The sequence below is a fragment of the Acinetobacter sp. A2 genome, from assembly GCF_048537555.1.
GTDB lineage: Bacteria > Pseudomonadota > Gammaproteobacteria > Pseudomonadales > Moraxellaceae > Acinetobacter.
In genome coordinates this window covers 2,719,974-2,746,192 of sequence record NZ_CP183239.1, presented here as the reverse complement: position 1 = coordinate 2,746,192, position 26,219 = coordinate 2,719,974, and the positions used below count along the sequence as shown (strand labels likewise).

22 protein-coding genes and 1 riboswitch are annotated in these 26,219 nt (G+C 43.3%); of the genes, 20 read left to right on the top strand and 2 right to left on the bottom strand.

All coding sequences use genetic code 11. The features are described from left to right. Positions 1–235 precede the first annotated feature (235 nt). Both ACNS8M_RS13005 and ACNS8M_RS13000 read left to right on the top strand, forming a co-directional pair. Entirely contained in the window at positions 236–1,099 is an 864-nt protein-coding gene (locus ACNS8M_RS13005) for a PAAR domain-containing protein (RefSeq protein WP_194559173.1), read from the top strand. Then, positions 1,096–1,755, top strand: a complete 660-nt coding sequence (locus ACNS8M_RS13000) for a hypothetical protein (protein WP_168460506.1) — start codon at positions 1,096–1,098, stop codon at positions 1,753–1,755. Before ACNS8M_RS13005 ends, ACNS8M_RS13000 begins: the two co-directional genes overlap by 4 nt. Before the next feature lie 210 nt (positions 1,756–1,965). Here ACNS8M_RS13000 and ACNS8M_RS12995 read toward each other — a convergent pair whose 3' ends face one another. Then, entirely contained in the window at positions 1,966–2,160 is a 195-nt protein-coding gene (locus ACNS8M_RS12995) for a DUF3565 domain-containing protein (RefSeq protein ID WP_168460508.1), read from the bottom strand. A 116-nt stretch (positions 2,161–2,276) separates the two neighbouring features. On the opposite strand from ACNS8M_RS12995, the gene gshB reads away from it, so the two are divergent. The 8 genes from gshB to lpxC all read left to right on the top strand — a co-directional run bounded on the left by gshB (position 2,277) and on the right by lpxC (position 11,704). Then, positions 2,277–3,221, top strand: a complete 945-nt coding sequence (gene gshB / locus ACNS8M_RS12990) for a glutathione synthase (protein ID WP_168460510.1) — start codon at positions 2,277–2,279, stop codon at positions 3,219–3,221. Between the two features lie 382 nt (positions 3,222–3,603). After that, positions 3,604–4,707 carry an undecaprenyldiphospho-muramoylpentapeptide beta-N-acetylglucosaminyltransferase gene (gene murG, locus ACNS8M_RS12985; RefSeq protein ID WP_168417695.1) on the top strand — a complete coding sequence of 368 codons (1,104 nt, stop codon included), beginning with the start codon at positions 3,604–3,606 and terminating at the stop codon, positions 4,705–4,707. 3 nt (positions 4,708–4,710) lie between these two features. Continuing rightward, positions 4,711–6,159: a UDP-N-acetylmuramate--L-alanine ligase gene (gene murC, locus ACNS8M_RS12980; RefSeq protein WP_168460512.1), complete on the top strand. Its 1,449-nt coding sequence runs from the start codon at positions 4,711–4,713 to the stop codon at positions 6,157–6,159. Between the two features lie 56 nt (positions 6,160–6,215). Continuing rightward, the gene (locus ACNS8M_RS12975) at positions 6,216–7,145 is read left to right on the top strand and encodes a D-alanine--D-alanine ligase (RefSeq protein WP_286428566.1); all 930 of its coding nucleotides are present in this window, start codon (positions 6,216–6,218) and stop codon (positions 7,143–7,145) included. Between the two features lie 2 nt (positions 7,146–7,147). Next, positions 7,148–8,002: a cell division protein FtsQ/DivIB gene (locus ACNS8M_RS12970; RefSeq protein WP_168417698.1), complete on the top strand. Its 855-nt coding sequence runs from the start codon at positions 7,148–7,150 to the stop codon at positions 8,000–8,002. A 67-nt stretch (positions 8,003–8,069) separates the two neighbouring features. Then, positions 8,070–9,332 (top strand): cell division protein FtsA, encoded by a 1,263-nt coding sequence (gene ftsA / locus ACNS8M_RS12965; protein ID WP_286428562.1) that lies wholly within the window; start codon positions 8,070–8,072, stop codon positions 9,330–9,332. 164 nt (positions 9,333–9,496) lie between these two features. After that, positions 9,497–10,678 carry a cell division protein FtsZ gene (gene ftsZ / locus ACNS8M_RS12960; RefSeq protein WP_168417700.1) on the top strand — a complete coding sequence of 394 codons (1,182 nt, stop codon included), beginning with the start codon at positions 9,497–9,499 and terminating at the stop codon, positions 10,676–10,678. A 123-nt stretch (positions 10,679–10,801) separates the two neighbouring features. Beyond that, a complete protein-coding gene (lpxC, locus tag ACNS8M_RS12955) occupies positions 10,802–11,704 on the top strand; it encodes a UDP-3-O-acyl-N-acetylglucosamine deacetylase (RefSeq protein WP_168417701.1) in 903 nt (300 codons plus the stop codon). Between the two features lie 97 nt (positions 11,705–11,801). On the opposite strand, the gene ACNS8M_RS12950 is transcribed toward lpxC, so the two are convergent. Then, positions 11,802–12,242: a DciA family protein gene (locus ACNS8M_RS12950; RefSeq protein WP_168417702.1), complete on the bottom strand. Its 441-nt coding sequence runs from the start codon at positions 12,240–12,242 to the stop codon at positions 11,802–11,804. Positions 12,243–12,348: 106 nt separating this feature from the next. Between ACNS8M_RS12950 and ACNS8M_RS12945 the strand changes: the two genes are divergently transcribed. From ACNS8M_RS12945 to recJ, 10 genes are all read left to right on the top strand, one after another. Next, the gene (locus ACNS8M_RS12945) at positions 12,349–13,032 is read left to right on the top strand and encodes a M23 family metallopeptidase (protein WP_168417703.1); all 684 of its coding nucleotides are present in this window, start codon (positions 12,349–12,351) and stop codon (positions 13,030–13,032) included. Positions 13,033–13,458: 426 nt separating this feature from the next. Beyond that, the gene (gene aceE / locus ACNS8M_RS12940) at positions 13,459–16,161 is read left to right on the top strand and encodes a pyruvate dehydrogenase (acetyl-transferring), homodimeric type (RefSeq protein WP_168417704.1); all 2,703 of its coding nucleotides are present in this window, start codon (positions 13,459–13,461) and stop codon (positions 16,159–16,161) included. Between the two features lie 2 nt (positions 16,162–16,163). Continuing rightward, entirely contained in the window at positions 16,164–18,122 is a 1,959-nt protein-coding gene (locus ACNS8M_RS12935; protein WP_168460520.1) for a 2-oxo acid dehydrogenase subunit E2, read from the top strand. 116 nt (positions 18,123–18,238) lie between these two features. Further along, positions 18,239–18,397, top strand: a riboswitch (yybP-ykoY riboswitch). A gap of 72 nt (positions 18,398–18,469) precedes the next feature. Continuing rightward, positions 18,470–19,045 (top strand): TMEM165/GDT1 family protein, encoded by a 576-nt coding sequence (locus ACNS8M_RS12930; RefSeq protein ID WP_136144497.1) that lies wholly within the window; start codon positions 18,470–18,472, stop codon positions 19,043–19,045. Positions 19,046–19,231: 186 nt separating this feature from the next. After that, entirely contained in the window at positions 19,232–20,029 is a 798-nt protein-coding gene (locus ACNS8M_RS12925; protein WP_168417706.1) for an MBL fold metallo-hydrolase, read from the top strand. A 106-nt stretch (positions 20,030–20,135) separates the two neighbouring features. Then, on the top strand, positions 20,136–20,501 hold the full coding sequence (locus tag ACNS8M_RS12920) for a YkgJ family cysteine cluster protein (RefSeq protein WP_168417707.1): 366 nt from the start codon (positions 20,136–20,138) through the stop codon (positions 20,499–20,501). 321 nt (positions 20,502–20,822) lie between these two features. After that, positions 20,823–22,289 (top strand): IMP dehydrogenase, encoded by a 1,467-nt coding sequence (guaB, locus tag ACNS8M_RS12915; RefSeq protein WP_419224910.1) that lies wholly within the window; start codon positions 20,823–20,825, stop codon positions 22,287–22,289. A gap of 120 nt (positions 22,290–22,409) precedes the next feature. Next, complete coding sequence (gene glmM / locus ACNS8M_RS12910) at positions 22,410–23,741, top strand: phosphoglucosamine mutase (protein WP_419224909.1); 1,332 nt, start codon at positions 22,410–22,412, stop codon at positions 23,739–23,741. 13 nt (positions 23,742–23,754) lie between these two features. After that, the gene (pdxH, locus tag ACNS8M_RS12905) at positions 23,755–24,411 is read left to right on the top strand and encodes a pyridoxamine 5'-phosphate oxidase (protein WP_168525331.1); all 657 of its coding nucleotides are present in this window, start codon (positions 23,755–23,757) and stop codon (positions 24,409–24,411) included. A 13-nt stretch (positions 24,412–24,424) separates the two neighbouring features. Then, on the top strand, positions 24,425–26,128 hold the full coding sequence (recJ, locus tag ACNS8M_RS12900) for a single-stranded-DNA-specific exonuclease RecJ (RefSeq protein WP_419224908.1): 1,704 nt from the start codon (positions 24,425–24,427) through the stop codon (positions 26,126–26,128). The last annotated feature ends 91 nt before the right edge of the window (positions 26,129–26,219 follow it).

The following is a 26,219-nucleotide window of genomic DNA, read 5'->3' as shown; positions in this document are numbered from 1 at the left end:
ATATAAAGTCTAACTGAAGCAGTTGGACTAAATTTGATTATAATATGAGAAATATACTGCGATTTTTTACTCATCTCAAAGTTTGTTATACTTATTAAATAATAAAAACATATATGAACTTAAAAATGACAAGATCGGCTTTTTACACGAATTATTTATCGAAAAACTACAGCAAATTTCTTCAAAAATGCCTCAGAATTTTCTTAGTCTGGATTAAATTATAAGGATTAAGATTATGAAAGGTTTTGCTATTCATAATGCACCAACAACTCATGGTGGTCGTATTTTCGCTACTCAGATAAGAGATTCTCAAATGGGAAATTCTTTTATTAGAGCTGGTGATGGACATTTTTGTCCTAAATGCAAATCTTGGTCTACAGTGATTAAAAGTCATGACCATATTATCTTTGATGGTAAGCCAGTTGCTTATGTGGGTGATAAACTCAGCTGTGGTGCTATCATTCAACCGCAACAATCACACGTTGTTGGAGATAGCAGTAGTGCTAGTTGCCATGTTGTTTCTAATCCTCAAGCCAGTCAAGATCAGTTGGTGAATGCTCAACAGAACTTAATCAATCATTCTGCAAATAAGAGGCAATATGAAAACTATTATATTGAGTGTAATAAAACCGATTATGTGAAATTTAAAACAGGAATACCTCCATACGATGAAGATAACAAAGGATTACTAGGAACTATTCTGCAAATTGTTTCAGGAACATGTGATTTTTTCGTTACATATATTTTAAAGGATAAAAACCTTTTTATAACGGTTTCCTATCTTCCTCCAGTGGTAAAACATGAGGCAAATAAAATCATTCCTTATGCGACTCTAAGACTCTATAAAGAAAAAAATAGAAAATCTGAATTATTAATAAGACAAGAATTGAAGTCAGATGGCGGGGTTTGGAGTACTGAACGAGGAAAAGAGCCTGTAGGTTTCTGTAATGTCGCCTTGCCTGATCCAGATTTACTACCATTGAAAGTTGAATTAGATCTTGGATATGTATTGATGTTTAATGGCGGCACCGTTACACCAATACCGAGTTTTACAACCTACACATTTACTTTAAACTCCGCAGCAAGAGAAGTTAGATGAAGTTTTTCCTTACTTTTTTAGCAGTTTTTTTTATATTCGGAAATACTGCCTGCTCATCTAATGATCATAATACTCGTCATACTGAAGCTAAGCCCATTAGAGACAGTGATGCTACATTAAATCTTTCCATAGAAGATCAGACTATTATAAAAAAATATAAAGATACGATTCATAATTTGAATTTCAGAGAAAGAGAGCATGCGAATCAAGTAATGAAAGATAGTTTGCCTGAAATAAGCAAGATTAAGAATGATCATGAGCGAGAAAAGTTGCAAATGCAGATTTACTTAGCTACAGATATGTATAAAGAAGCTCATGATTTAAATGGTAAAATGTTAAAAGATGTGTTTAGTGAAGCACGTTTGCTCACCCAATGTGAGTTAAGCTATTATGCAAAAAGACCCCAAAACGAATATGAAAAATGTTATGCGGAATTAGCATTATTATTGCAACAGACATTGAATGACACTCCTAAAAATGACCCTGAATATTTATATGGTGAGTGGGGATATTTACTCGCAATGTATAAGGCAGGGCATGATGAATATAAACAAAAAATGAAAGAGTTTATTCATTCTACTCAAGATGAAACAATGAAATATCAATTTGAAAGCTCTTATGAATTGGCTATTGAACAGGTGGCAAGTTATAAGTAACCCTCGTTCTCATGATTGTGTTCGGGGAATTCTCTCCAAATAATAGAAGTTAAACCAAAATTTGTTGATGAAAAATCAGTGATCAATACATCACAAGGTCTTGAGCACCGTAATTGCATCTCTCAGGGTTGTTGCTAAGTAAAGTGATATCAGTCGACTCAAAAAACAGGCATTTTTATTTGGGATCACAAACTGGGTATGCAAATGTTCTTACTTAGCCTCCTCCTCACACTTCTTACACTCCAGCATTACTCCAAGCTTTTCTTTGCGCCCTTGCTCCGTGATCACCCATGGGCGGTTTTGCCAAGGCGGATTATGCCGTACATGCTGTCCATGACCGCAGGCTAAATCTGCGACCCAATCATTTTCTTCATCTAAATGAAAACCAATAATCGCTTGTTGCATCGCAAACTCCTAAGTATGTGATGAGGCTAGATAAAGCGTTACGAAAATTGCAGCAAAACCAAAGCTAAACTCCGCTATACTTTTGCTTATTCAATTCTTCAAAAGAGCACCGAAATATGCGCGTACTTGTGGTGATGGATCCCATTGAAACAGTTAATCTGAAAAAAGATTCCACTATGGCAATGCTATGGGCTGCTTCACGTCGTGGGCATACCTTGGGCTATGCATTACAGCAAGACTTATATATTGATCAGGGCAAGGCATTTGGCCTCATTGCACCGCTCAAAGTCTTTGAAGACTATAACCATTATTACGAATTGGGCGAAAAACGCAAAGAATCCTTGGCAGATTATGATGTGATTCTTATGCGTAAAGACCCGCCTTTTGACATGAATTTCGTCTACACCACGTATATTTTAGAGCAAGCCGAGCGAGAAGGCGCATGGATCATCAACAAGCCGCAAAGCCTGCGTGACTGTAACGAAAAACTATTTGCGACCCAATTTCCTGAGCTACAAGTTCCGACCTTGGTCACTTCACAACAAAGCCTAATTCGTGAATTTATTCAGCAACATGGCGATGTAATTGTCAAACCGCTAGACGGCATGGGCGGCATGGGGATTTTCCGTTTATACCAAGATGGGGTCAATATTGGCTCAACCATTGAAATTTTAACCAACAATGGCACACAGCCAATCATGGCGCAGCGTTATATTCCTGAAATTGTGGATGGTGATAAACGCATCCTCATGATCAATGGCGAACCTGTGCCTTATTGCTTGGCGCGTATCCCACAAAATGGCGAAGTGCGCGGCAATTTAGCTGCAGGTGGTTTAGGTGAAGCACGTCCATTGACTGAAAATGACAAGGCCATTGCAGCCAAAGTCGGGCCATACTTACGCGAAAAAGGTCTAGTTTTTGTCGGACTAGATGTGATCGGCAACTATGTCACTGAAATTAACGTGACCAGTCCAACTTGTATTCGTGAAATTGACGCACAGTTTGGCACATCTATAGCCGATGATTTATTTGACGTACTCGAAGCAGGGCGTAACAGTTAAACGAGAGTCTATGCTTTGACTGATTACATCGCAGGTTTAAGTACCGAATGAGGCTATAAAAAAGTGTGAGTCAAATCAGGCTAAGAAAGTTCAGACAATAGCGCTCTAATTTTAGGGTGCTTTGTTTTTAGAATGAAAGATACAAAAATGCACACTTATGCTTTGTAAAATAGGTCAAATAAATTGTCTGAAACTGAATAAAATTTAACATTTTCCGTAGATTAATAATAAAACTAGTTTAAACTTGAAAAACTGTAGAAAAAAACAATCAAGCACTTGGTGAAAAAAAGTAAATATCCTTTCAAGCCTATGCGTTTGTGATTACAATTGATGCCTTATACAAGATTTTTATTTGCCTTATTTTGAGTTGAAGAATTAAACCGTGACTGACGCACAGCAACAACAGCCTAAACATGTCATGATGATGGCCGCAGGTACAGGTGGACATGTTTTTCCAGCGCTGGCCGTCGCAAAACAATTACAGCAACAAGGGATTCAAGTGTCATGGTTGGCAACGCCAACGGGCATGGAAAATCGCCTGCTTCAAAACCACAATATTCCAATTTACCAAATTAATATTCAGGGTGTACGCGGTAACGGTCTGATCCGTAAACTGGTCGCACCATTTAAAATTTTAGGCGCAACATTGAGCGCCATGCGTTACATGAAACAATTAAAGGTTGATGCTGTTGCAGGCTTTGGTGGCTACGTGGCAGGGCCAGGTGGCTTAGCTGCTCGTGCCTTAGGCATTCCTGTGATTATTCACGAGCAAAATGCGGTCGCAGGTTTTACCAATACTCAGTTAGCACGTGTGGCAAAAACCGTATGTCAGGCTTTCCCAAATACGTTCCCAAACAGTGAAAAAATTGTCACCACAGGTAACCCTGTGCGTGCAGAAATTACGGCAACGCTAAGCCCTGCGTGGCGTTATCAGGAACGTGAAAAAGCAGGCTTGCCTATTCGTATTTTAATTGTGGGCGGTTCACTCGGTGCACAAGCCTTAAATGAGTGTGTGCCTGAAGCTTTAAAACAGCTGAATCTACCTTTAGATGTGTATCATCAGTGTGGTCAAAACCATGCCGAAGCGACGCAGGCGCGTTATGCGCATAAGCCAGACAGCTTGCAGGTCAATGTACAGCCCTTTATTGAAGATATGGCACAAGCCTACAGTGATGCCGATTTAATTATTTGTCGTGCTGGTGCGTTGACCGTGACTGAGGTTGCGACTGCGGGTGTTGCGGCTGTATTTGTACCTTTGCCAAGCGCAGTGGATGACCACCAAACTGCAAACGCCAAGTTTTTAGCCGATCTTGGTGCTGCCAAAATTTGTCCGCAGGCCAGTATGACGCCTGAAAGTTTAACTGCCTTATTAACCCCGTTGATGAATCGTCAATTGTTATCTGAAATGGCGGTCAAAGCCCGTCAGCAGGCACAACCTGATGCAACCCAACAGGTGGTTCATTTAATTCAAGCATTGTTCGAGTAAAATATGTCTCCATCTACACCCGCTGACCAAGCGAAAAAATTAATTAAAGTGCCTGAAATGCGCCGTATCAAACACATTCATTTTGTGGGTATTGGTGGCGCGGGGATGTGTGGTATTGCCGAAGTCTTGAAGAACCAAGGCTATAAAGTGTCGGGTTCAGACATCAAGGTATCCAAAACCACAGCACAATTAGAAGAAAATGGTATCAAGGTCTATATTGGGCATGCGGCAGAAAATATTAAAGGTGCCAATGTTTTGGTGGTTTCTACTGCAATTGACCCAGAAAACCCTGAAATTAAAGCCGCAATTGATACCCGTATTCCTGTGGTGCGTCGTGCCGAAATGCTGGGTGAGTTGATGCGCTATCGTCATGGTATCGCTGTTGCGGGAACGCATGGTAAAACCACCACGACCAGTTTAATTACCTGTATGTTGGCCGAAGAAAATATGGATCCAACTTATGTGATTGGTGGTTTGCTGAACCGTACGGGTGTGAATGCGGCACTTGGTGCTAGCCGTTATATCGTGGCTGAAGCTGACGAATCAGATGCCTCATTCTTATTCCTAGAACCTATGGCGGCTGTGGTGACCAATATTGATGCTGACCACATGGACACCTATGGCGGTAGTTTTGATACTTTAAAAGATACTTTTATTCAATTCTTACATAAACTGCCATTCTACGGCTTGGCGGTGGTGTGTGGTGATGATGCCAACATTCGCGAAATTATGCCGCGTATTGGCCGCCCAGTATTGACCTATGGTTTTAACGAAGACAACGACATTCGTGCCATAGATGTTGATCAGGACGGTATGCGCACTCACTTTACTGTTTTGCGTAAAGACCGTGAGCCATTACGTGTAACGGTGAATCAGCCTGGTTTACACAACGTACTGAATGCCTTGGCAGCAATTGGGATCGCGACCGATGAAGGCGTTTCTGATGGTGCAATTTGCCGCGCCTTAGAAGGCTTTAGCGGTGTAGGCCGTCGCTTCCAAGTTCAAGGTGAATTTGCTGTAGATGGTGGCAATGTGAAATTGGTGGATGACTATGGACACCACCCGAAAGAGGTTGAAGCAACCATTAAAGCGGCACGTCAAAGTCATCCTGACCGTCGTTTGGTGATGTTATTCCAGCCACACCGTTTTAGCCGTACCCGTGACTGTTTTGATGACTTTGTAGAAGTGTTGTCGCAAGTCGATCAATTACTGTTGCTGGATGTTTATCCTGCGGGTGAAAAACCAATTGTGGGTGCAGATAGCCGTACTTTGGCGCGCAGCATTCGTTTACGTGGTCAGGTCGAGCCAATTTTGGTCGATCTACACGATGGCAATTTACCGAATATTGTGAAACAAGTGTTACAAGCCAATGACTTGTTATTGACTCAGGGTGCAGGTAATGTTGGGGCAATTTCAATCGAACTTGCACAAAATCATCTGTATTTAAAATAATCACAGCGTGTGATTTTGAATTTGATCGACCAGTTTTAAAGTTTAAGGATATAAACGTGTCAAATGCTTCAAAGTTCGGCAAAGTTGCCGTGTTATTGGGTGGAAAATCTGCTGAACGTGAGGTTTCTCTAGACAGCGGGCAAGCGGTACTCGAAGCACTGCTACGTTCAGGGGTTCAAGCAGAAGCCTTTGATCCTCAGTCACGTAGTGTGACGGAATTGGTCAATTATGACCGTGCCTTTATTGTGTTACATGGGCGTGGTGGTGAAGATGGTCAAATTCAGGGCGTACTGGAGTGGTTGAACATTCCATACACAGGCACAGGTGTGCAAGGTTCAGCCATTGGCATGGATAAAGTCAAAACCAAGCAAATTTGGCAGGGTTCGGATTTGCCAACGGCACCTTATCGTATTGTTAGCAAAGATTCTAATATTGAAGAGGTGGTCGCAGCTCTAGGTTTGCCACTCATCATCAAGCCTGTGCATGAAGGTTCAAGCATTGGTATGAGCAAAGTTGAAAAAATGGAAGACTTTGCCGAAGCTGTAGCCAAGGCGACTGCACACGATGCCGTGGTCATGGCAGAAAAATGGATTACTGGGCATGAATTTACCATTGTGTTACTGAATGGTCAGGCCTTGCCAATTATTCGTTTAGAGCCACCGAAAGATGTGGCGTTTTACGACTATGAAGCTAAATATCAACGTAATGATGTGCAATATGGTATTCCATGTGGTTTAAGTGCCGCAGAAGAACAACAGTTACAGGCATTGGCTTTACGTGCTTTTCAGGCAGTGGGTGCAAGCGGCTGGGGTCGCATTGATGCCATGCAAGATGAGCAGGGCAATTTCTGGCTACTGGAAGTCAATACTGTGCCAGGCATGACCAGTCATTCTTTAGTACCAAAAGCTGCAAATGCAGTGGGCTATAGCTTTGATGAACTCTGTGTGGCGATTTTGGCACAAACCCTTACAGGTGAAGCGCACTAAGTATGGCTCAACTTCCAGCATCTTTGCGCCGTAAACGGGCAGCAATTACCTCAATTCATGATAAGCCACCGACAGCCAAAGAAAAGCTGATCAATTTTGGTGGCTGGGTAATGCTGTTTGTGGCGATGCTGGTGTTGGCCGTTGGCGCTTATGCGTTATACACGGTGATGACCGATGCTCAAATTGCCAAGCTGGATGTGGTGGGTACGCGTTCAGATGCAGAACATCGTCAGGTTATGACTCATGTTAACCCTGTCATGAAAAAGAACTACTTTACCTCTGACCTAGAGCAAATTCGTGACACCACTTTAGAGTTGTCTTGGGTAGATCGGGTGGTGGTTTCCCGTGCTTGGCCAAATGCAATTCGGGTGCGGGTGATGCCTCGTCACGCCATTGCCCGTTGGGGTACAGGGCGTTTACTAAGTGACAGTGGTGAGGTGTTTAGCGAAGTCACACCACAAAATAATCAACATTTGCCGTTATTACACGGCCCAGCGCATCAGTCTCAAATGATGATGCGCCGTTATAATGAAATTAACCAATTATTCTTACCCGTTAACGATCGTTTAAAAGAACTATATTTAACAGAGCGTATGACGTGGTTTATGCAGTTTGATTCAGGTCTACGTGTTATTGTAGATAAAGATCAAACCATGAGTAAGCTGCAACGTTTGGGGCATCTTGCACAAAGTGATTTAAAACCTGTATGGTCTAAAATCTCGGCTATCGACTTGCGTTATCGCAATGGTTTAGCCATTCAGTGGAAAAACTCCATTGCACCTAAAATTGCAAATGGTCACTTTGTTGTAACGATTGATGACACAAGCATTGCAGAGGGAATAAGAGCAAAGCCATAATATTGGGCTTTAAAAAAATAGAGGCATTAAGCCATAAATTAAACATACTGGTAATGGTAGTAAATAAATGAGTGAAGCTGTTCCCTCGGTTGTTGCGATTGACATTGGGACGCACAAAGTTTCAGTTTTGATTGGTAAGGTTCATGCGCCAGACAATATCCAAGTAATTGGTATGGCGACTGCGCGTAACCGCGGCATGAATAAAGGCAAAATTGTCAGTCTTGATAAAGTCATCACGGCTATTAAAAATGCTGTGCAGGAAGCGGAAGATATGGCTGAATGTCGTGTGCATTCGGCATGGATTTCTATTCCAAGTGCAGAACTCAAAAGTTTTTATGCCTCTGGTCGCACCCCAATTGAAAACAGTGAGCACATGATTACCACCAGCGAAGTGGTACGTGCTTTAGATTTAGCCAAAGCCAGTCATCTCACCTCAGACCATTATTTGGTGAGTGCAGTACCGCTTGGTTTCGATTTAGACGATTCTGGCGAATGGGTACAAAACCCGATTCGTATGTCGGCACATAGCATGACGGGGCATTATCAGTTAATGATGTTGCCTATTAGCACCATGCAGAATTTAGACCGTGCCTTAAAAGGGGCCAATATTGGCGTCGAAAAAATGGTGGTGTCTAATTTGGCAACCGCAGAAGCCAGTTTGCTGAAAGATGAAAAAGAATATGGCGTGTGTCTGGTCGATTTAGGCGCAGGCACCACCAGCATGGCGGTTTATTTAGATGGTCGTCTAGCGTTGGCACACACTTTGCAACGTGGTGGTGAACACGTGACTCGTGATATTGCAGCGGTGTTACAAACCACAACTGAAGAAGCTGAACGGATTAAGCTATTGTATGGCTGTGTAGATATGAAAGTGGTCAAACCTGATCACATGATTCAGATTCAGGGCATTGATGGGCCGCAAACCATTAGCCGTATTGAACTGGCGGAAATTATTATTGCGCGTTATGAAGAAATTTTTGCACAAATTCGTCAGGAACTCGAAAAGAGCGGTGCCATTCATGGTTTATATCATGGTGTGGTTTTGGCGGGTGATGCCTCACAAATTGAAGGCATGATCAGCTTGGTACGTCGTATGTTGGGTGTTTCGGCACACTTGGGGAATCATCCTTCACAAGTTTATGCCGATGAACCGCATCAGGCCGCCTTACGCCGTTCACAATATGCAACAGCTTCAGGCTTATTGCTTTATAGTCAAAACTATACTCAAGACACGATTGTAGAACATGAAGACCCTGAAACCTTATCGGTTTGGGGGCGTGTGGGACGTGCGTGGTCAGGGTTAAACGAAAAGTTAAAATCGATTTTTTAAGTTGAGTTTTTTGGGAATATTGTTAGGAAGTTGTACGGATCATCGCTTGTACTTGACAAGCCAGAAGTTGAACAGCATTCTTAAAAATAATTTTTTATGAAGATCAAGGCAGTATACGGGCTTAAGTGACTGCCAATTATTATGTATTAGGAAATCTAAAGGTCATGGCCTCATTTGAATTTTTTGAAGATGATCAAACCGATAGCAACGGTCAAGCCCGTTTCACTGTGTTTGGTGTAGGTGGCGCAGGCGGTAATGCTGTGCAACACATGCTGGAGTCCGATATTCAGGGTGTAAAATTTGTTTGTGCTAACACTGACAAACAAGCACTAGATCGTATGAATTCGCAGTTTAAAATCCAGTTGGGTGAGCAAAGCACGCGTGGTTTAGGTGCGGGCGGCGATCCTCAAGTGGGGCAAACTGCAGCAGAAGAAAGCCGTGAACTGATCTGCCAACAACTTGAAGGCACAGATATGGTATTTGTGACCGCAGGTATGGGTGGCGGTACAGGTACAGGTGCTGCCCCTGTCGTGGCTGAAATTGCGAAAGAGATGGGTATTTTGACTGTTGGTGTGGTCACAACACCGTTCAATTTTGAAGGTAAACGCCGTTTGCTGTCTGCCGAAAAGGGTATTGCCGCTTTAGAACAATATGTCGACTCGTTAATCATTATTCCAAACCAGCGTTTAATGAAAGTTTATCGCGACATTTCCATGAAAGATGCGTATAAAAAAGCCGATGACGTTTTACTGAACGGTGTGCGCAGTATTTTTGATTTGGTGGTACGTCCTGGTCACATCAACCTTGACTTTGCAGACTTGAAAACTGCAATGAGTACACGTGGTTATGCCATGATGGGTGTGGGTTCTGGTCGTGGTGAAAACCGTGCTCGTCAAGCAGCTGAACAAGCGATTCGCAGTCCATTGTTAGACAGCGTGACGATTGCCAATGCCAAAGGCTTGTTAATTAACGTCACAGGTGGTGAAGACGTGACCTTCGGTGAAATCGAAGAGATCATGGATGTGATTCATCAGCTTTCAGATACTGAACAAACTCAAGTGTTCTATGGCACTGTATTTGATCCAGATGCACGTGACGAAATTAGCGTGACTGTGATTGCTACAGGTTTAGCACGTAATACAGGCGATACGCCAGAGCCAGCGAAACGTACTGTGACTCAAACTGCAGCTGCAGCTCCTGCCGCAGCGGTAGAAGAAGATGATGTGCCTGCCATTCAGCGCCAACAAGCAGATGCTGCGCCGATCAGTGCAACCAGTACTTCGGGTGCTGCACGCCCAACGCCAATGAGTATTCAAGACTATTTGAAAAATCAGCAGCGTAAATAAGCCAAGATCATCAATTTAATTGTATGATCGGGAAAAGGCAGTTTTAAACTGCCTTTTTTGTTTTTTATCAATGGCTAAATATGCTAACGTATAGCGGTTTTAAAATTTAGATGAATTGAGAACATGCTGAAACAACGTACCCTACAACGTGTCGTCAAGGCGAGCGGTATTGGTCTGCACAGTGGTCAAAAAGTATTGATCAACTTTGTGCCGCATCATGCCGATGGGGGAATTGTGTTTCGTCGTATCGATTTAAACCCACCTGTGGATATTCCAGCCAATGCCATGCTGATTCAGGAAGCATTCATGTGCTCAAATTTGGTTCAGGAAGATGCCAAAGTCGGCACCATTGAGCATGTGATGAGTGCAATTGCGGGTTTGGGTATTGATAACCTGATTATTGAAGTTTCTGCTTCTGAAGTGCCAATTATGGACGGCAGTGCCGGGCCCTTTATCTATTTATTGATGCAGGGTGGTTTGAAAGAACAAGACGCTGCAAAAAAGTTCATCAAAATTTTAAAGCCTGTAGAAGCCTTAATTGATGATAAACGTGCGGTATTTACTCCGCATGAAGGTTTCCAGCTCAATTTCACCATCGACTTTGATCACCCTGCCTTTAAAAAAGAATATCAGTCAGCCACCATCGATTTTTCGACAGAAACTTTTGTCTATGAAGTCAGTGGTGCACGCACTTTTGGCTTTATGAAAGATTTGGACTATTTAAAAGCCAATAATTTGGCTTTGGGTGCAAGTTTAGATAATGCGATTGGGGTGGATGATACTGGCGTGGTCAATGAAGAAGGTTTACGCTTCTCCGATGAGTTTGTGCGTCACAAAATTTTAGATGCAGTAGGGGATTTATATTTGCTTGGGCATCAAATTATTGCCAAGTTTGATGGCTATAAATCAGGACATGCGCTAAATAATCAGTTATTACGCAATGTTCAGAGTGATCCAAGCAGTTATGAAATTGTAACATTTGATGACATAAATTCTTGCCCGATCAGTTATGTCCAAGTGACATAAGTCATTGTCTTTTCTTGCTAACGTTATAATGTAACAATAAAAAGTGTGACATAAATCACAAATTTACATTCGAGTTTTTGGAGTTTTCTGCAAACAATTATTTTTTATTGCTTGCCAAACGTAACAAAGCTTGGCTAAGCTTAGGGTCGCTCACAAAGTCAGCAGCACCTCGTAACATATCTTGAGTTTCTGGACTAAGTGTTTTTAAAGGCTTTTCACTCTTTTGGGGTGTTTGAGATTCAACTCTTAATCGAACCTGAATTTTTTGCAAGTCTTTAAGTTCATGCAGTTGTGACAGTTGAGTAATGTATTGCTTTTGCAAATAGCCAAGTTGGCTCACCATTGCCTGATTGGTTCCGGTAATGGTTAAGACACCTTGCTGATAACAAACCACCTGCCATTGCTCTGGTTGCGGCAGTAAAGGTTGAATAAGTTTGCTAAGTTTCTGCCATGCAGCAACTTGGGTTGAGAGAAACGTTAGGTTTCCTGTTTTTATGTGTTTTCTTGTTTGTTGAAAGAGATTCACAGGTTCGGACATACATCATTCCTTCATGTTTATGCCCTAATCTTATGCGCTCCTTTCAGTAGATATCAAGGAAGAGATCACAAGGAACTTCAAGTAAGAACAGTTAAGAGGTTTTTTTATGCATTCACGCCGTATTTTATTAGCGTTTTCACTGGCAGCTTCTGCTGCATCTGTTGCATTTGCAGACTTGGTTGAGTTAGATTCACAAAATTCATCAACTGACCGTATTGAACAATTAACACGTACCTTGTCTCAAGGTTCTTATACTGAATCACAAGATATTGACGTTCCTGCACAAACGCAGATGACGGTTAAGCTGCGTGAAAAAACTACAGAATTAAATAACGCGTCTTTAGCCAAAAAATATGGTTCTAATACCAGCACCCGTTTTGCTTCTTCAAATCCTTATTCGTGGTTAGTGTCACATCCTTTACCGAATGCACGTGTTAGCTCGAACTATGGCGGTCGCGTGATGAGTGGTCGTGCTGAAAACCACTCTGGCTTAGACCTTGCTGCACCAAGTGGTACACCAATTTATGCGACTGGCCCTGGTGTTGTGACTAAATCAGGCTGGGGCACAGGCTATGGTCAATATGTAGAAATTAACCATGGCAATGGCTACCTTACACGTTATGCACACGCTTCACGTTTGATTGCACGTGTGGGCGACCGTGTTGAAGCAGGTGAACATATTGCCAATGTTGGCTGTACAGGTCGTTGTACAGGCCCACACCTTCATTATGAAGTTGTGAAAGATGGCAAGCGCAAAAATCCTTCAACTTATTTAGCGATGTTGCCGTAATTGGTACGCTAATTTAAGCGATTGGCTTGTAGTACTTACTAAGACCAACACAGAATTGGATTAAATTAAAGCGGCGTCAGTCGCTTTTATTTGGTCTGGTGTTTAGTCAGAGTTTAAATAGTTAACAATATCTGCATTGCATGAGTTATTAAAACAAATCAAAATGCTTTGCTGTATTTACGCCCTGAGTAATTTAATATTAGCCATTCACTTATCACTTAGAAAAATAATAACAGCCAGTGCAGCAACTATTGTATAAAAAACCGCCTATATTGGCGGCTTTTTGTTATCTCGTGTAAGTAAATGTCAATCAGTATTTATTTGCTAAATAGTGTGGCAGATGCGCATTTAAGTTTAGCCATATCTACTAAAGTCTAAAATATGTTACATATAAACGCATACGATTAGGCTTAGGAATAGTGAACTATGGCGTTTTATGGTGATACGGACGCACAAGAAACCCAAGAATGGCAAGACGCCTTTGATGCTGTGTTACAACACATGGGAACAGAACGAGCAGCATTTTTACTAGAAAAGCTGTATCAACGTGCAATTGCAAAGCATGTTCCCATTCAGCGATTAAATACTCCCTACCTGAATACCATTTCAGTTGAAGAACAACCTGCCATGCCAGGCGATCAGGATATGGAACGCCGTATTCGTGCGTTAATTCGCTGGAATGCGTTGGCCATGGTGTTACGTGCCAATAAAACAGGTGATGATTTAGGTGGTCACTTGGCCAGCTTTGCTTCTTCAGCAACCTTATATGATGTCGGTTTTAACCATTTCTTCCGTGCTAACAGCGACCATTTTGGCGGTGACATGATCTACTATCAAGGTCACTGTGCACCCGGGATTTATGCACGTTCATTCTTGGAAGGGCGTTTAACCGAAGATCAATTGAATAATTTCCGCCGTGAAGTGGGTGGTAACGGTTTACCGAGCTATCCACATCCTTATTTAATGCCAGATTATTGGCAGTTCCCAACGGTGTCGATGGGTCTGGGCCCGATCATGTCGATTTATCAGGCACACATCCAAAAATATTTAATGAACCGTGGTTTGATTAAAGAAGAAGACCGTAAGGTGTGGGCGTATTTGGGCGATGGTGAAATGGATGAGCCAGAAAGTCTGGGCGCAATTTCACTGGCAGGCCGTGAAAAGCTAGATAACCTGATTTGGGTGGTGAACTGTAACTTACAACGTCTAGATGGCCCTGTACGTGGTAACGGTAAAATCATTCAAGAGTTGGAATCGTTATTCCGTGGTGCGGGCTGGCGCGTGATTAAAGTGGTTTGGGGCCGTCATTGGGATGCCTTATTAGATAAAGATGACTCAGGTGCACTAAGAGCCATTATGGAAGAAGCGGTGGATGGTGATTATCAGCGCTTACAAGTTAAAGGTGGTGCCTACGCACGTGAGAAATTCTTTGGCAAGTATCCTGAAGCCAAAGAACTGGTTAAAGATTTAAGCGATGAAGATATTGATAACCTGAACCGTGGTGGTCACGATCCGTATAAAGTGTTTGCGGCTTATGCGGAAGCATGTAAGGCCAAAGGTCAGCCAACGGTAATTTTAGCCAAAACGGTAAAAGGTTATGGTTTGTCTGATGAAATTGAAGCGGTGAACAAAACTCACCAAATCAAAAAAATGCAGTTGGACTCTTTAAAATATGTACGTGACCGCTTTAACTTGCCATTTAGTGATGAGCAACTCGAAGAAGTGCCGTTCTATCGTCCAAGTGAAAACTCGCCTGAATTAAAATACATGAAAGCGCGTCGTGAGGCTTTAGGTGGTTATTTGCCTGCACGTCGCAAAGACAGCGAAGCCTTGGAAATTCCCGCACTATCCGTTTTTGATTCAGTCTTGGCGGGTTCAGGTGGCAAAGAACAATCTACGACGATGGTGATGGTGCGTTTAATTTCTGCTTTGCTGAAAGAAAAAGCCATTAAAGACCGTGTGGTGCCAATCGTTCCTGATGAAGCACGTACTTTCGGTTTAGAAGGGATGTTCCGCCAGTTGGGTATTTATGCCGCACATGGGCAAAAATATACCCCTGAAGACCAAGAACAGTTAATGCATTATCGTGAAGCCAAAGACGGTCACATGCTGCAAGAAGGGATTAACGAAGCGGGTGCGATGAGTGCTTGGGCGGCGTTAGGCACCAGTTATTCAACCAATAACCTGCCTATGATTCCAATGTATATGTATTACTCTATGTTTGGTTTCCAGCGTATTGGTGATATTGCATGGGCTGCGGGCGATGCACAGGCTCAAGGCTTCTTGTTAGGAGCGACTGCAGGGCGTACCACACTGAATGGTGAAGGCTTGCAACACCAAGATGGTCATTCACATATTTTAGCCAACACCATTCCAAACTGTGTGTCTTATGACCCATGTTTTGGCTATGAGCTTGCGGTGATTGTGCATGATGGTTTGCAGCGTATGTATGTGAATCAGGAGCGTGTGTTCTATTACTTAACCGTTATGAACGAAAACTACGAGCATCCTGAAATGCCACAAGGTGTTGAAGAAGGTATTAAACGTGGTATGTATTTACTGCAGGAAGATGAAAAAGCCACTGTTCAATTGCTAGGTTCGGGCGTGATTTTACGTGAAGTGATCAAAGCTGCGAAAATCTTGCGTGAAGAGTATCAAATTCATGCCAACGTCTACAGTGTGACCAGTTTTAACGAATTGGCACGTGATGGTATGGCGTGTGAAGAATACAACCGCTTGCATCCACTGGCAGAAGAAAGCAAAGAGCCATGGGTGTCGCAACAACTGCGAGGTACAGATGGTATTGTAGTTTCTGCAACCGACCATGTACGTGCGTATAGCGAACAGATTCGTGGTTACTTGCCAGACAACCGTCCATTCGTTGCTTTAGGTACAGATGGATATGGCCGCTCAGATACCCGTGGCAACTTGCGTAGCTACTTTGGTGTGGATGCAGCACACATTGTGGTAGCAACCTTGAAAAAGTTAGCAGATGAGGGCGAAGTCGATGCGCGTTTAGTCAAAGATGCGATTTCGACCTTTGAGTTGGATACCGACCGTCCTGTAGCGTGGGCACCGCAAGCGGTTCCTGAAGTACAAGCTGTTGCTGACTACAAAGAGGAGCACTGATCATGCAAATTCAAACACCTGATATTGGTGTCGATAAAGCCACAGTTGCTGAAATTCTGGTCAAAGTTGGCGACACAATTGCAGTTGATGATAGCATTGTTTTACTGGAATCTGACAAAGCCTCAGTGGAAGTACCTAGCACTGCCGCAGGGGTAGTCAAAAGTATTTTAGTGCAGCAGGGTGATGAAGTTGCCGAAGGTGCAGTTTTGGTTGAACTCGAAGCCGATGCACAAAGCTCTGTAGTTGCAGAACCTGCCCCACAAGCTGAAGTACAGACTGCTGAGGAACTAACGGAACAAGTTGCTACTGAAGCGCCAAGCACAGCTGCATCTGCAACCACGCAAGAAGTTGATGTGCAAGTGCCTGACATTGGCGTGGAAAAAGCGGTGGTTGGTGAAATTTTGGTACAAGTGGGCGATGCCATTGAGGTAGATCAAAGCCTGATTGTGGTGGAATCAGATAAAGCCACAGTAGAAGTGCCAAGTACTGTGTCGGGTACAGTGACTGCCATTGCTGTGACTACTGGGGATACTGTAAAAGAAGGTGTGGTGATTCTCACTGTGAAAACAGTAGCTACTACTGCAGCGACACAAGCACAGCCAGCTCAAGCGCCAAAAGCAGAAATGGTGGCAGAAGAAGCTTCAACAGCATCTACGCCATCACAAGCAGCATCTGCTCAGGTAGATGTATCTGTACCTGATTTAGGTGTAGATAAAGCCACGGTTGCAGAAATTTTGGTACAAGTCGGTGATACGGTTAGTGCAGATCAAAGTCTGATTGTAGTGGAGTCAGATAAAGCCACAGTGGAAGTCCCTAGTACAACTGCAGGGGTCATTCAAGCCATTCATGTGGAATTGGGACAAAGTGTTACACAGGGCAATGCCTTGGTGAGTATCACCACGCAAAGCACAGCAACCGCTTCTGCACGTCAGGCACCTACAGCCTCTGTGACTGCAGCAAGTCCAACACCTGCTACAGTAACAACGGCTCAAGTAGAGCTGGCAGCTGAACCTGTTAATGTGGACAAGCTCAGCAAAGCACAAAACGAAGCCAATGCAAAAGTCTATGCAGGCCCTGCGGTACGTAAACTGGCGCGTGAGTTAGGGGTGGTTTTGGCCGATGTCAAAGCCACTGGCCCACATGCGCGGGTTATGAAAGAAGACTTGAAAGCTTATGTCAAAGCGCGCCTCACTGCGCCGCAAGCTGCGCCAGTTGCCACTACTGCGCAAGTGGCAGGTCTACCAAAACTGCCAGACTTTAGCGCCTTTGGTGGTGTGGAAGAACATGCATTGACACGTTTGCAACAAGTGTCAATTCCGCAACTGTCATTAAACAATTACATTCCACAAGTCACACAATTTGATTTGGCCGACATTACTGAGCTGGAAGCATGGCGTGGTGAATTGAAAGGCAACTTTAAAAAAGAAGGTGTCAGCCTGACCATTTTGGCGTTTATTGCCAAAGCTGTGGCGCACTTACTTAAGGCTGAACCATATTTCGCTGCGCATTTGGCAGATGATCAAAAGTCGGTACTGTTGCGTAAAGAAATTCATATGGGTATTGCGGTTGCAACACCTGATGGCCTGACTGTACCTGTACTGCGTCATCCAGATCAAAAATCGATTAAACAAATTGCAATTGAACTGGGTGAACTTAGTCAAAAAGCGCGTGATAAAAAGCTATCACCAAAAGACTTACAAGGTGCAAACTTTACCATTACCAGTTTAGGTTCGATTGGCGGGACAGCATTTACCCCGTTGGTGAACTGGCCGCAGGTCGCAATTTTGGGTATTTCCCCAGCGACCATGCAGCCTGTCTGGAATGGTGAAGGTTTTGATCCACGCTTGATGTTGCCATTGTCATTGTCGTATGACCATCGTGTCATCAACGGTGCCGATGCAGCACGTTTTACCCATAAACTGACTCAGTTGTTGGCTGATATTCGGAGTTTACTGCTCTAAATCAAGTCAAAAAATTTACTTAAAACCCTGCTACGGCAGGGTTTTTTGTGACTTATTTTTATTCGCTTTGATGTCAGCACAGCATTTGCTTAAGCACACTATTCCGTTTAGAATAGGCTTACTTCATTGGGGAGTAGCCGCTTTTTACTTACGGGGTTTAAACCGCATCAAGTAAAAAGGTGATGGTCAACATATTTGTTCCACAGAACATGGTCATCATAGCAAAGAACCAAGTCTGCTTTTTCAAGCTTTCTTTTGTTGGCAAGACCTTTGATTTATCACTCTGCAGATTTTGGCTAGCAGGAGGGATAGGTCATTGGTATGTGTGCTAGCCAGAGAAAAACATCATGTATGAATTCCTCATCTCGACTGCCATAGTCGCTTTAGCTGAAATGGGTGATAAAACCCAGTTACTGGCGTTATTACTCGCAGCCCGCTTTCGTAAACCTGCCCCTATTTTAGTTGCCATTTTATTGGCAACACTGATTAACCATGGTCTTTCTGCAGTGTTAGGGCAGTGGATTACCACCGTACTCAGCCCAGAAGTCTTGTTGTGGATTTTATCTTTAGGCTTTATTGCAATGGCTATCTGGATGCTGATTCCCGACCAGTTGGATGATGAAACCGAAAGCATCAACAAATGGCAAAAATATGGTGTGTTTGGTGCAACCTTTGTGCTGTTCTTTTTGGCAGAAATTGGCGACAAAACTCAAATTGCCACGGTGGCTTTGGCGGCACGTTATGACAGCATTTTCTGGGTCATGCTGGGTACGACATTAGGCATGATGCTCGCCAATGCGCCTGCGGTATTTATTGGTAATAAACTGGCGACCCGCTTGCCAATTGCTTTAATTCATAAAATTGGCGCACTGATTTTCTTAATTATTGGTGTATCGACCTTGGCACAGCATTATTTCTTCTAGAGAATCAGTGAATGTGTATAAATCCTGAGCAAAATGCTTGGGATTTATTTTTGTAAGTTGTGATGCAATTCACTGATATTTCAGATAATCCAAGCTATTTTATTTATTGTAACTTTCCATAAATAGCTATATGTTATTCAGTCATAGAAAACGTATTTTTTAAAATGAAAAAATCGGGGTTTGGTTATGGCATTTGACCGTACAACATCGCAGGTCTTGTTTGACAATGGGACACACAAATGTATTAGTTTTACCAGTTTGGTCAAAGGTGAAGGTGTTCAGGCTAACCAATTTCTGATCCTTGATAATAACCGTGCTGCAGTGCTAGACCCAGGTGGTGACCTGACCTATGTGCCACTGACCATGGAATTAAATAAATATACCCGCCTGACCAATCTTGATTATGTAATGGCATCTCACCAAGACCCAGACATCATCACCTCAATGCCGCGTTGGTTGGTATATACCGAAGCAAAAATTGTAGCGTCAAAATTATGGGCGCGTTTCTTGCCGCATTTGAGCTCATCTTTTATGAGCGACCGCATGAAAGGCAACTGGCTAGACCGTTTAATTGAACTGCCAGATGAAGGTCAATCCATCCCTTTGGGCGAGTCAAAAATTGTTGCGGTGCCTGCGCACTTTTTGCACTCGGTCGGCAACTTCCAGTTTTATGACCCTGTTGCCAAAATTTTATTCTCGGGCGATATGGGCGCATCCATGGTGGAAGATGCTTCGATTCCATTGACCGATTTTGCTGCGCATATTCCTGCCATGAAAGGCTTCCATCAGCGTTATATGTGCTCGAACAAAGTTATTCGCCTGTGGGTGAGCATGGTGCGCACTATGGATGTAGAAATGATTGTGCCGCAACACGGTACGCCTTTTGTCGGCAAAGAACAGGTGAATCAATTCCTTGATTGGATTGAAACACTGGAATGTGGTGTCGATTTGATGGATGAGCACGTATTTAGCTATCCTGAATAAGTGACAAAAAAAAGCTAAAAAACCGTAAAAAAAACTTGAGTGCAAAAACAACTTTTTTTAAGATTTTCGCCCAAAAACGATTTTTTTGATGGTGAGAACTTAACGAATGTTGTCTCAAGTACCTACACAGGATGCCTGCTTAAGCTGTGGCGCGTGTTGCGCTTATTTCCGTGTTTCATTTTATTGGGCAGAAGGCATGAATATGCCTGAGCACTACACGGAACCAGTGACAGCAGTGTATTCATGTATGTGCGGAACCAACCAAAGTCAGCCACGTTGTATTGCTTTACAAGGTGAAGTTGGGCAGCAGGTCAGTTGCGGGATTTATGAATTGCGCAGCAGCTCTTGCAAAGAAGTGCAAATTGCCGATGACCAATGCAACAAAGCCCGCCTTGCACATAATATGATTCCATTTGTGCAAATTGAACCTGCGATTCCTGTCAATGATGATGACTTTGATCAAGTGGTTTAAGGCCTAAAGTAGTCAGATTGAATAAGCAAAGCTACGGCTTTGCTTTTTTAATGACTAAATTTTGTTGGGATCGTTTAATCATTTTTTATTGAGGCTTTAATGATGAGGTACATGAAACATCAAAGCTATTCCATTGACACAGACTGCGGCTAGAAAAATAAAGGCTTGAGCGTGGGGGAGCTGATTTTTAGATGAAAAATACTGTTTTTTTCAGTCAGACAACCCCAGTTAGGCAGAATAAAAAATATTTCTTAGAGAACAAATGAAATTTGTGCCCAGATTTGTTTATAATGGCTCACGGAAATTACCAGTGAGACTGTTATGCTGACCATCGTTCAAGAAGCGTTAACCTTCGATGATGTCTTATTACTCCCTGCCTATTCTACTGTTCTCCCAAAAGATGTCTCCTTAAAGACACGTTTTACGCGCGGCATTGACCTGAATATTCCGCTTGTTTCAGCGGCAATGGATACAGTGACTGAATCACGTATGGCAATTGCGATGGCGCAAAACGGTGGTATTGGTATTCTACATAAAAACATGGACATCGTAGCGCAAGCTGCAGAAGTGCGCCGTGTGAAAAAATTCGAAGCGGGTATGGTGAAAGACCCAATTACCGTAACCCCAGAAACCACAGTACGTGAATTGATTGCGCTGACTCAAGCCAACAATATCAGCGGTGTGCCTGTGGTGAAAGATGGCAAAGTGGTGGGTATTGTGACAGGACGTGACACACGTTTTGAAACAAACCTTGAACAACCTGTCAGCAACATCATGACTGGCCAAGATCGTTTAGTGACGGTACGCGAAGACGAATCTAAAGAACATATTCAAGCTTTATTGCAACAACACCGCATTGAAAAAGTGTTGGTTGTCAATGAAAATCAAGAGCTGAAAGGCTTAATTACGGTGACTGATTTCCGTAAAGCAGAATTGTATCCAAACAGCTGCAAAGATGACTTAGGTCGTTTACGTGTGGGTGCTGCAGTCGGTACAGGTGCAGAAACACCAAGCCGTGTTGAAGCGTTGGTTGAAGCAGGTGTTGATGCGATTGTGGTGGATACTGCTCATGGTCACTCTGCAGGTGTAATTGAACGTGTACGTTGGGTAAAAGCTAACTATCCACAAGTTCAAGTTATTGGCGGTAATATCGCAACGGGTGATGCTGCTTTGGCATTGTTAGATGCAGGTGCAGACGCAGTAAAAGTCGGGATTGGTCCTGGTTCGATCTGTACCACACGTATTGTGGCGGGTATTGGTATGCCGCAAATTTCTGCAATTGACTCTGTTGCCAATGCATTAAAAGAACAGATTCCATTAATTGCCGATGGTGGTATTCGCTTCTCTGGCGATATGGCGAAAGCTATTGGCGCAGGTGCAAGTACCATTATGGTGGGTTCATTGCTTGCGGGTACTGAAGAAGCACCGGGCGAAGTTGAATTCTTCCAAGGCCGTTACTATAAAGCTTACCGTGGCATGGGGTCATTGGGTGCAATGGCGGGTGCAACAGGTTCTGCAGACCGTTATTTCCAAGACTCTAAAGCAGGTGCAGAAAAACTTGTGCCAGAAGGTATTGAAGGTCGTGTGCCGTATAAAGGTCCAATGGGTAACATCGTGCATCAAATGATGGGCGGTCTACGTTCATCTATGGGTTATACCGGTTCTTCAACCATTGAAGACCTACGTCAGAATGCAAAATTCGTGAAAATTACTGCAGCAGGTATGCAGGAATCCCACGTGCATGATGTGACGATTACTAAAGAAGCGCCGAACTATCGTGTTGGTTAATTTTTAGTATCGTTTTCAAATAAAAGCCGTCATCTATATGACGGCTTTTTCATTTTTGGTGTAAAGTAACTTGCAGTAAAAAAGTGATGATAAAGATCACCTCTAAGAAGTGAGAACAATATGAGTTATTTTGGTACAGACGGCATTCGAGGGAAGTTCGGAGAGTTACCTATTACACCTGAATTTGCATTAAAACTGGGTTTTGCAGCAGGTAAAGTTTTAAAAAAGCACACCAAAAAAAATAAACCAATTGTGGTATTGGGTAAAGATACACGTCTTTCAGGCTATATTTTAGAAGCAGCGTTACAGGCGGGTTTGAACGCCGCAGGTGTATATGTGCACTTGTTGGGCCCATTACCCACCCCAGCCATTGCACACTTGACCCGTGCCTTGCATGCCAGTTTAGGCATCGTGATTTCAGCATCACATAACCCGTACTTTGATAACGGAATTAAATTTTTCTCAGGTGAAGGGAAAAAACTTCCAGATACGATACAAGAAGAAATTAACCAAGAATTACAGCAAGAGTTAAAAATTGAAGACACAGCCAACTTGGGTAAAAGTGTTCGTGTAAAAGATGCCAATGGGCGTTATATCGAGTTCTGTAAATCGACTTTCCCGTATCATTTAGATTTAAATGACCTGACCATTGTGGTCGATTGTGCCAACGGTGCAGCCTATAACGTCGGCCCTGCGGTATTTCGTGAACTGGGTGCCAAAGTCTTTGCCATTCACAATGAACCGAATGGTTTAAATATTAATGAACATTGTGGTTCGACTCATCCTGAGCATTTACAAAAGGCAGTGTTGGATCATCAAGCCGATTTGGGGATTGCTTTTGATGGCGATGCAGACCGTGTAATTTTGGTAGACCGTCATGGCAAGCTGATTGATGGTGACCATATTTTATATATTCTTGCCACGCAAGGCTCGAAAAAACCTGCAGGAATTGTGGGCACATTGATGAGCAATATAGCCTTGGAATTGGCTTTAGAAAAAGCCCAAGTGCCGTTGTTGCGTGCCAATGTAGGCGATCGTTATGTGCTGCAAGGTTTGGAAGAAAATGGTTGGGTCATTGGTGGCGAGCCATCGGGTCATATTCTAACCTTGGACAAGAGCACCACTGGTGATGCCATTATTGCGGCACTGCAAGTGTTAACGGTGATGGTGGAACAAAACAAAACCCTAGATGAATTGGTTGCAGACTTTAAACTGTTGCCAAATGTGCTAGAAAATGTACGTTTAGAGAATATGTTTGACCCGTATGCGGTGCCAGCATTGGTTGCAGAATTTGATCGTGCAACTGAGCAGCTCAAAGGTCGTGGCCGTCTATTGATTCGTAAATCGGGTACTGAACCTGTGATTCGCGTGATGGTGGAAGGCGATGATTTGGCAGAAGTAAGTGCATTGGCAAAACATTTGGCAGATGCTGTACGTCGTCATGCAATCTAAAGGGGTATAAATCGTGAGTGATTTAATCAAGGATTTAAGTGAATTACGTTTAAGTTACCAAAAAGGTGAATTGTTGGAAGCGCAGGTGAGTGCCAATCCGCATATTCAGTTTTTGAATTGGTTTAACCATGCTTTAGAGGCTAAATTACATGAACCCTATGCCATGTCATTGGCCACTGCCAATGCCCAAGGTCGCCCGCATGTGCGTACAGTATTACTGCGCGGAGCAACCGAGTCAGGCTATGACTTTTATACCAATTATGACAGTCAAAAAGGGCTAGATTTAGCAGCGAATCCTTATGCGGAATTATTGTTTTACTGGCCTGAGCTAGAACGTCAAATTCGGGTGAGTGGCTATGTTGAAAAAATTGATGAGCAAGAGTCGACCGCGTACTATCACAAACGCCCACGTGACAGTCAGATTGCTGCGCATATTAGTACCCCGCAAAGTGGTGTGATTGCTAGCCGTGAGGAATTACAGGCACGTTTTCAGGACTTGCATGTTCAAGTGGGGGATCAGTCAGAATTACAAAAACCTGTATTCTGGGGCGGTTACCGCTTACAGCCAGATTATTATGAGTTTTGGCAAGGTCGTCCGAACCGTTTGCATGACCGTTTACGTTATGAAAAAATTGAGGGCGAATGGTCGTTACAACGCTTGATGCCTTAAATTACTGGAAACTATGTCAAAAATTCAAATAAAACAAAGACCTTTACTAACACGCCCTGAAAGTTTTCAGGGCGTCTCCACATTTGTTGCCCAGATTTTAGCGCGCCGTGGGGTGACGTCTGAACAGGAACTTGAGCTCAAGCTCAAACATCTGCTTGCCCCAAGTATGAAAGGTTTGCCTGAGGCAATTCAGTTGATGGATCAGGCGATTGATCAGCAGAAAAAAATAGTGATTGTGGGCGATTACGATGCCGATGGTGCTACCAGTACCGCATTGATGATGTTGGCCTTACGCGACATGGGGGCGCAGGTACAGTATTTGGTGCCTGACCGCTTTAAATATGGTTATGGCTTAACTCCCGCCATTGCCGATTTGGCTTTTGAGCGTTATGCCCCTGATTTATTAATTACTGTAGATAATGGCATTTCCAGTCACACGGGAGTTGAGCGTGCTCAAGCTTTGGGGATGCAGGTCATCATTACCGATCATCATCTCACCACGAAAGCCACGCCCAATGCAGAAGCCGTGGTCAATCCAAATCAACTGGGCTGTGATTTTCCAAGTAAAGCTTTGGCAGGGGTGGGTGTAGCGTTTTATGTACTGGCCAATCTCTCTAGTCAGCGTAAAAAACAGGGAAAATCTGCTACAAATTTGACCCAATATTTAGATTTGGTGGCTTTGGGAACCTATGCCGATGTTGCAAGTTTAGATTATAACAACCGTATTTTGGTGGATGCTGGCTTAAAACGAATACAGCAGAACTTGTGTCGTCCTGGAATTAGCGCATTGTTGGATTTGGCAGGGCGTGAACCCGCGCAGCTTAAAGCTCAGGATTTAGGTTTTGTCTTGGGGCCACGTATTAATGCTGCAGGACGCATGGAAACCATGGATATCGGGATTGAATGTTTATTGGCAGCAGATATGCAAACTGCTTATGCCTTGGCACGTCAGTTAAATAGCCTGAATCAGGAACGTCGTCAGGTTGAAGGGCAAATTAAACAGGATGCGTTGGCTGAACTGGAAAAGCTGCAATTGCATACAACTGATTTGCCGCATGCTTTGGTCTTGTTTGAAGAACATTGGCATCAAGGTGTGATAGGCATTGTTGCGGGTCGCTTAAAAGAACAGTTTCACAGGCCTGCAATCGTTTTTGCTGCTGATGAAGATGGTGAACATATTAAAGGCTCGGCCCGTTCCATAGAAGGTATTCATATTCGTGACAGCATTGAATTGGTGGCAGAGCAATATCCACACTTGGTTAGTCATTTTGGTGGGCATGCTGCAGCCGCAGGCTTGACCATTAAAAAGGCTCATTTTGCAGAATTTAAACAGGTGTTTGAACAGCTAATTGCGCAGATGGATGCAGAGCTGTTTCATGCCGTGCTGTGGACAGATGGTGAATTGCCGCCAGAGGCTTTTCATTTGCACACGGTAGAGATGCTGCAGCATTTGGCGCCGTGGGGGCAGAAATTTCCGCAGCCTGTGTTTGAAGGACGGTTTAAAGTGGTCGATTTTAGATGGTTGAAGGACACCCATTTAAAATTACGTTTGGCATTGGACAATGGGCAAGTGGTTGATGCGATTGCGTTTGGTGCCAAAGATAAATTTGAATTTAACCCGATGCGGGATCATGTGCGTTTGGTTTATGAATTAGAGCGCAATGTGTTTAATGGCAATGTGAGTTTGCAGTTGCATATTGTGCACTTGGAGCAGTAATCCAAATAAAAAATCCGCTCAATTTGAGCGGATTTTTTTGCTTGAATGCACAATTTCTGCCTCACTGCTTTATTTTAGTGCATAAAAAAGC